The following is a 256-nucleotide window of genomic DNA, read 5'->3' as shown; positions in this document are numbered from 1 at the left end:
CCTTCAAACGTTCAAACTCACCAGTTGCCGCGTCCGCGAAAGCTTCAACCGCCTGATCCAGGCTCTTACCCATAGCCGATCCGGTATCACCGAGAATGCGCAACGCATCATCAGCGATAGGGTCAATGCCGTAAGCCTTCAACTTCACAAATGACTCAGTTACCTGAGCGAGGTCATAAGGCGTCTTTTTAGCAAAACCGGCAATCCAGTCCAAAGAGGCTTTCGCCTTCTCCTGGCTACCTTCGATAGTTTCCAG

At 51.6% G+C, this 256-nt stretch carries 1 protein-coding gene; it reads right to left on the bottom strand.

Going from position 1 to position 256, the window contains the following annotated elements; genetic code table 11:
* A partial coding sequence (locus P8629_RS12265) for a tape measure protein (protein ID WP_278166385.1) occupies window positions 1-256 on the bottom strand: 256 nt, incomplete at both ends.

The sequence above is a fragment of the Hydrogenovibrio sp. 3SP14C1 genome (assembly GCF_029625905.1).
GTDB lineage: Bacteria > Pseudomonadota > Gammaproteobacteria > Thiomicrospirales > Thiomicrospiraceae > Hydrogenovibrio.
Note: the sequence above shows the minus strand (reverse complement) of the source record. Positions and strands in the feature narration are given on the sequence as shown.